Raw genomic sequence first — 6,866 nt, 5'->3', positions numbered from 1 at the left:
AGTTTTTATTTCCTATGCAACGCTAAAGCTTTTTGAGAACTCCCCGGCACAGCCGGGGGTTTTCGGTAAACAAAAACAGGGGCGAAGGATTTTTCCTTCGCCCCTGTTGCTTTTTAAAAATCGCTTTCCGCAAAAGCTGCAAACGCCTTATAAGTCATATACACGTCCAGCTTTGCCACCAGTTCAAACGGTGCGTGCATCGACAGCATCGGCACGCCGATATCCACAACGTCCACATTGCGGTTCGCAACGTATTTCGCAATCGTTCCGCCGCCGCCCATATCTACTTTGCCCAGTTCACCAGTCTGCCAAATAACGCCTTTCGCATCGAGCAGATTGGTCACGTATCCCATCATCTCCGCTCCTGCGTCATTTGTGCTGGATTTTCCGCGTGCACCGGTATACTTGGTAACCGCTACCCCTCGATTCAAAAATGCCGCATTTCGGCGTTCCAGCACGTCTGGGAACGTGGGATCAAACGCCGCGTTCACATCCGCAGAGAGGCACTTGGAATTGGCCAGCATCACCTTATAGTTGGCGTTCTGCATGTCCGCAAGATGTCCCAGGAAATGGAACAGGTAATCACACTGCAGGCCTGTGACACCGTCAGAGCCGGTCTCCTCTTTGTCCGTAAGTACACACACCGTTGTATAGGTGGGGTTTTTGACCTGGATCTCTGCCTGCAAAGCTGTGTAGGCACACACGCGGTCATCATGGCCATAGGAACCGATCATGCTCCGATCCAAGCCCACGTCCACCGCTTTGAATGCAGGGACCGCTTCCAATTCCGCACGGGTAAAATCGCGCTCTGTGAAGCCATATTTCTCATACAGCAGGTTCATTATCTGCAGTTTTACGCGCTCTTTGACCTCTTTGTCTTCATACGGCAGAGAGCCCACCAGAATATTCAGCTCCTCGCCCTTCAGACCTTCGCCCAACGAACGTTTGCTCTGCTCCGCAGCCAGGTGCGGAAGCAGATCCGTCACACAAAATACCGGATCTCCTTCGTCCTCGCCAATACGGACCGTGACTTTTTCCCCGTTGGATTTGACCACGACGCCATGCAGGGACAAGGGAGTGGCGCCCCATTGATACTTGCGGATTCCACCGTAATAATGGGTCTTGAACAGCGCCAGCTCACTGTCCTCATACAGAGGATTGGGTTTCAGGTCCAGACGAGGAGAGTCAATGTGCGCGATCATCAGGTGCGTACCCTCCTGAACGCCTTTCTGTCCAAGCGTTGCACAAATGACAGCTTTCTCCCGATTGTTAAAGTAGATTTTATCACCGGCAGAATACGTTTTTCCCACTTCGAAGGGAACGTAGCCTGCGGCCTCGACCCGCCGCACAATTTCCGAAACTGCTTCGCGTTCCGTTTTCGCTGCATTCAGGAAAGACTTGTAATCCTCACAAAAGTCCATTGCTTCCTGCCGCGCCTGCGGAGCCGCATCCCAGATATGCTCCGGCTCATACAAAATTTTTTCCGCCAGCTGCTGGCCGGCTGTTTTTTCCTTTTCCATCTCAAACACTCCTTTTTTGACTTCTTCAGGAATACAGTGCACAATACTGTTCATAGTTTTTCTGTACCTTGCGCACGTAATTGCTCATTTGACTGTACGGGAACGTATGCAGTGTGCGCCCGTCGCTGGAATATTCACTTTGCTTCAAAAGTTCATTGACCTTGGAAACCCCGCTGTGGTAAGCTGCAGCCGCCGTTGAAAGATCCCCATCGTAACGTTCCAGGCAGAAAGATAAAAAATACGAGCCAAACCGAATGTTGGTTTCCGGATCGTACAGGCTGTCAAACCCGATCTGTTCATCCGGTGCGATCTTGGTTTTGATCCACTCAAATGTCTCCCTGGTGATCTGCATCAGGCCGCGTGCTCCCGCGTCGGATTCCGCTTTGGGGTCAAAGCCGCTTTCCGTGCGGATAATGGCGTAAATATATTTCTCGTCGATCCCGTATTCCTGTGCGTACATACGAACACAATCTTCGTATTTCTGCGGATACAGCGCCTGCCTGGCCCTATGGGCGGCAAACGGGATCACTGCAGTCAACAGCGCCACTGCCAGTACCACAATCAGCACTCGTTTCGCTCTTTTCCCTGTGCTCATTTCGCTCCTTTCGCAATTCCTGCAGCACTTGATCCGCCTGCTGCAGCAAGGTCATTCGGTCCGCATGATTCTCAATCACATAATCTGCCGCTTTACGCAGCTGCTCTGAAGACATTTGAGCAGCAAGGCGCTGCACTGCCGCTTCCCGGTCGATTTCGTCCCGCTTCATAATGCGTGCGACACACACATCATCCGGCGCATCCACCACAATAATCCGCTGGCAATACGCTTCAAACGAATGCCCTACGATCACCGCTCCATCCGCAAAAACCATCTCCGCGCCCGTGGAAAAGGCTTGTTCTGCCTGCTCCACCAGCAGCGCGATAATTGCAGGATGCGTGATTTGGGTCAGCCGTGCCGTCCCTTCTTCGGAAGAAAAGGCCTTCCGGGCCAACATGCGTCGCTGCAGTCTTCCCTCAGCATCCACAATTTCCGGTCCAAAGGCCTGAACCAGCTGGTTCAGGCAAGACGACCCCGGCGCCGCGACCTCACGTGCGGCACGGTCACAGTCCAAGACTGCATAACCTTTCGCACGATAATGCTCCGACACCGTACTCTTCCCGCAGCCGGAACGGCCTGTGAGCCCTACAATCCACGGTTTCATAACTCGATCACCCGGAATGCCGCCGCTCGCAAAAGCCGATTGTACACAGCCAATGCGATGCCCCCTTCTTCCGGACAGCGGGCATAGACCCGTTCGGCACCGCGTGCATCCAGTTCCCGCAATGCAGAAAAGAGACGCTGCGCCTGTTCGGCGGGAGCTTTTTCATGCCCGTAGAGCACGCAGGGACACGGCAAACTGTTCTCCTCTCCTGCGAAACAAAGGCAGAAGGTCCCCGGTTCGCAATGCTTTTCCACATAGGAAACATATGCGGAAAAGGGCCCCTTGAGAATGGTGACCTCCGCCTTGGGGGCGTAATGCTTATACTTCATGCCCGGAGAAGCGGCTTTCTCGCCCTGCTTCAGCGGATGAAGCACCGCATCAGCCAGCAGCACTTCACATTCCAGCACCTGTTCCAGCTGTTCCTTTGTAATATAACCCGGGCGAAGCAAAACCGGTTTCGGTCCTGCCAGGGAAACCACCGTGGACTCAACCCCCACTTCGCAGGCACCTCCATCCAGGATCAGAGGAATTTTTCCGTTCATATCGGCAAACACATCCTGGGCAGTGGTCGGACTCGGGCTTCCGGACAAATTGGCGGAAGGCGCCGCCAGCGGAACCCCTGCAGCCCGGATCACCGCTTGTGCCACCGGATGGCTGGGCATGCGCACAGAAGCCGTCTCAAGGCCGGCGCACACTTCATCTGCCACCTGTTCGCTTCGAGGCAGGATCATGGTCAGGGGGCCCGGCCAAAAAGCCTCTGCCAGACGATACGCCGCCTGCGGGACATCTCGCACGACCATCTCCAACATACTGAGATCCGCAATATGCGAAATCAGAGGATTGTCCTGCGGGCGTCCCTTGGCCGAAAAAATTTTTTTGACCGCCTCGCCATTCAGGCTGCTGGCCGCAAGCCCGTAAACCGTCTCTGTGGGGATCGCCACAACTTCGCCCTGGCGCAAAAGTTCCCCCGCCTGGTCCACTGCATCTTGAGAGGCCGGTAATAATTGTGTTTTCAAATCATTCATCTCCTGAAGCGGCTTTCAGTTTTTCCGCCTGGTCTGCAGTGACCAATGCCTCGACGACCTCGTCCAGATCACCGTTCATCACTGCATCCAGCTTGTACAGCGTCAATCCAATCCGGTGGTCCGTCAGCCGTCCTTGCGGGAAATTGTAAGTGCGGATCCGCTCCGAACGATCTCCTGTTCCCACCTGGCTTTTCCGGCGAGCCGCGTACTCTGCGTCATATTCCGCCTGCTTGCGCGCCAAAAGACGACTGCGCAGAACCTTCAGCGCCTTATCCTTGTTTTTGTACTGACTTCTCTCATCCTGGCATTCCACCACCATTCCCGTAGGCAGGTGTGTCACCCGAATAGCGGAAGAAGTCTTATTGATGTGCTGACCGCCGGCCCCCGAAGAACGGAACGTATCAATTTTCAAGTCCGAGGGATTGATCTCTACGTCCACCTCTTCTGCTTCGGGCAGAACGGCCACCGTCACCGTTGAAGTGTGCACCCGTCCCTGCGTTTCTGTTTCCGGAACGCGCTGCACGCGATGAACCCCGCTCTCAAATTTGAGCCGGCTGTACACGCCTTCTCCTTCCACGGAAAAGCTGACTTCTTTTTCGCCGCCCAGTTCTGTCTCGCTCAGGCTGAGAACTTCTGTCTTCCATCCATGGCTTTCTGCATACAAATTATACATGCGGTGCAGGCTGTGCGCAAACAATGCCGCTTCCTCTCCGCCCGCGCCGCCTCGAATTTCCACGATCACGCTTCGATCATCATTTTCATCCTTTGGCAAAAGCAAAACTTTCAAGCGTTCTTCCAAAGTTTGCGTCTTCTCTCTTGCCTGTGTCAATTCCTGCTGTGCCAGCGCCTTAAACTCCGGATCCAAACCGCCCTCCTCCAGAAGTTCCAATGCCTGCTCCCCTGCACTCTGAGCCGCACAATATTCGTCATACGTCTCCATCAGAGGCGTGAGCTTTTTATACTCCTTCATCAAATCGGCATATTTTTTGCTGTCACATACAACCGCCGGCTCCTGAAGCTGGCGGCTGATTTCATCAAAACGGTTGCGGACGGCATCCAATTTTTCCAACATTTTTATCTCATCCTTTCCTGTCATGCCTATTGCACACAGGAAACGCTAAAGCGGAGTGCTCTCTCTGACAATCTTTTTGATATTTTTTTCAATTTTATTCCGGGCGACCATAACCTCGCGCCCGCATCGTACACAGCGAATTTTAAAATCCATGCCCACACGCAGCACTAAAAAATCACTGCCTCCGCACGGGTGAGGTTTTTTGGTGAGGATGTGATCATTTACCTGGACATCCATCAAAAACACTCCTTTAAATACATTCAGACGGTCTTTATATTATACTGCAAAAGCTTTTTCCGTGCAAGGAAAAGGCTGTCGGCAGCCGCAGCCGCCTGCCTTTCATAAAAAGTGTTCCCGCTTCATATATCTGTTAACAGCCCCCGCCGTGGGGAATTGTATGTTGAAAGGCGGTCTGTCATATGGATTTTTACGCAGAAGGTCTCCGAAAATATCCGCAGGTTTATACAATGGAAAAACTGCAGCAATACCTTCAGGAGGGGACCATTCTGGAAAGCCGCGCATTGACCTTCGGCTCGGACCGCGCACTGCATTTCTCCTTGAATGGAATTCCCGCCGTCATGCCATACGAAGAATGTGCCGACGGTGTGCGCGAAGGAAAGGTACGCGACATCGCCTTATTGACCCGTGTTGGGCGCTCTGTCTGCTTTGTGGTGGCCGGATTCCGTCAGCAGACAGATGGTACCACACTTGCAATCCTGTCCCGTGCCGCGGCCCAGCGGCGCTGTCAGGAAGAATATCTGTCCCATTTGAACCCCGGTGATCTCTTATCCTGCCGCGTCACACACATCGAACCCTTTGGAGCTTTCTGCGATGTAGGATGCGGCATTTGCGCGCTGCTTCCCATCGACTGTTTATCTGTTTCACGCATTTCCAGTCCTTCGGACCGCGTTCAAATCGGCCAGGAGCTTCGTTGTGTTTTAAAAGGACGCGATGCACAAGGACGGCTGATTCTCAGCCTGAAGGAATTACTCGGGACCTGGGAAGAGAACGCCGCACGTTTTGCTCCCGGCGAAGCAGTGATGGGAATTGTTCGCAGCTGCGAAGAATACGGCGTTTTCATCGAGCTTGCGCCCAATCTGGTCGGTCTTGCAGAACCCAATGACGCACTGCATCGCGGGCTGGCCGTCAGCGTCTACATCAAAAACATTCTTCCGCAGCGGATGAAGATCAAGCTGGTGGTTCTCTCCTGCCTCGAAAACGACGCATTCCGCTTTCCGCTGACATATTTTGTGTCGGAGGGGCATCTGGATCGTTGGGAATATTCCTGCCCGAATGCACCGCACAAAATCGAAACGATTTTTACTCCATCGGTATGATCTCTTTCGGATTTTGTTTACATTTTTGAGGGAATGGGGTATGATAAAAAGGAAAGATTCAACAGGGAGGAACGTTATGACTCATAATGCGTTTACCGCCGGCGTACGGCCGGGCGGTCTTACGACATCCACTGAAATACGCATTCTGCTGTGCTATTTGATTAAAAACGCGACCGCTCCCCTTTCCCAAAGCGAACTGGAAAACGCCCTGCTCAGCGAAGAATTGGTAAACTATTTTGAGCTTGCTTCCAATCTTTCCGAACTGTGCAGCCAAGGGCTGATCGGGGTTGAAAACGGACGCTACGTTCTCCTTCCTGCCGGCAAAGATGTAGCCGATACCCTGGCGAGCGATGTTCCCCGGAGTGTGCGGGAAGCAGCCACACGCGCTGTGGTTCGCGCGCAGTTGTTCGCCCAAAAGAGCGCGCAGCACAAAGCTGAAATCGCTCCGTGCGGCGATGGTTATACCGTTCGGTGCAGTATTGTGGACCGTGACCGAGAGATGTTTACACTTTCTCTGTATATGCCCGATCACCTCAGCGCCATGCTTGCGCGGGAACGCTTTGTGGAAAGCGGAGATATTCTTTATGCGCAAGTTCTCAAACACCTTACACAGGACGATGACTGATGCAGAGCTTCCAAATAGTAACCCACCAGCGAAGCTGGTGGTTCTTCAGAAGCGGGCAAAGCCCTAAAATACTAGCCACGCCTAAAGG

8 protein-coding genes are annotated in these 6,866 nt (G+C 53.2%); 2 read left to right on the top strand and 6 right to left on the bottom strand.

From position 1 onward, the window contains the following. Positions 1 to 113: 113 nt before the first annotated feature. The 6 genes from WMO24_RS00135 to WMO24_RS00110 are packed head-to-tail and all read right to left on the bottom strand — an operon-like array spanning position 114 to position 5,053. On the bottom strand, positions 114 to 1,520 hold the full coding sequence (locus WMO24_RS00135) for an aminopeptidase (RefSeq protein ID WP_349213983.1): 1,407 nt from the start codon (positions 1,518 to 1,520) through the stop codon (positions 114 to 116). A gap of 25 nt (positions 1,521 to 1,545) precedes the next feature. After that, positions 1,546 to 2,088, bottom strand: a complete 543-nt coding sequence (locus WMO24_RS00130; protein WP_349213981.1) for a lytic transglycosylase domain-containing protein — start codon at positions 2,086 to 2,088, stop codon at positions 1,546 to 1,548. Further along, the gene (coaE, locus tag WMO24_RS00125) at positions 2,027 to 2,719 is read right to left on the bottom strand and encodes a dephospho-CoA kinase (RefSeq protein ID WP_349213980.1); all 693 of its coding nucleotides are present in this window, start codon (positions 2,717 to 2,719) and stop codon (positions 2,027 to 2,029) included. Before coaE ends, WMO24_RS00130 begins: the two co-directional genes overlap by 62 nt. Continuing rightward, positions 2,716 to 3,744: an L-threonylcarbamoyladenylate synthase gene (locus WMO24_RS00120; RefSeq protein WP_349213978.1), complete on the bottom strand. Its 1,029-nt coding sequence runs from the start codon at positions 3,742 to 3,744 to the stop codon at positions 2,716 to 2,718. The genes coaE and WMO24_RS00120 overlap by 4 nt, the downstream gene beginning before the upstream one ends. After that, positions 3,737 to 4,816: a peptide chain release factor 1 gene (gene prfA, locus WMO24_RS00115; RefSeq protein WP_349213976.1), complete on the bottom strand. Its 1,080-nt coding sequence runs from the start codon at positions 4,814 to 4,816 to the stop codon at positions 3,737 to 3,739. Before prfA ends, WMO24_RS00120 begins: the two co-directional genes overlap by 8 nt. 45 nt (positions 4,817 to 4,861) lie before the next feature. Then, entirely contained in the window at positions 4,862 to 5,053 is a 192-nt protein-coding gene (locus WMO24_RS00110) for a DUF951 domain-containing protein (protein WP_349213975.1), read from the bottom strand. Between the two features lie 182 nt (positions 5,054 to 5,235). Between WMO24_RS00110 and WMO24_RS00105 the strand changes: the two genes are divergently transcribed. Both WMO24_RS00105 and WMO24_RS00100 read left to right on the top strand, forming a co-directional pair. Beyond that, on the top strand, positions 5,236 to 6,153 hold the full coding sequence (locus tag WMO24_RS00105; protein ID WP_349213973.1) for a S1 RNA-binding domain-containing protein: 918 nt from the start codon (positions 5,236 to 5,238) through the stop codon (positions 6,151 to 6,153). Positions 6,154 to 6,229: 76 nt separating this feature from the next. Then, entirely contained in the window at positions 6,230 to 6,778 is a 549-nt protein-coding gene (locus tag WMO24_RS00100) for a DUF4364 family protein (protein ID WP_349213972.1), read from the top strand. Positions 6,779 to 6,866 lie beyond the last annotated feature (88 nt).

Origin of the sequence: Ruthenibacterium intestinale, assembly GCF_040096265.1 — a bacterium.
Taxonomy (GTDB): domain Bacteria; phylum Bacillota; class Clostridia; order Oscillospirales; family Ruminococcaceae; genus Ruthenibacterium; species Ruthenibacterium komagatae.
This window is presented reverse-complemented; position numbering and strand designations above follow the sequence as displayed.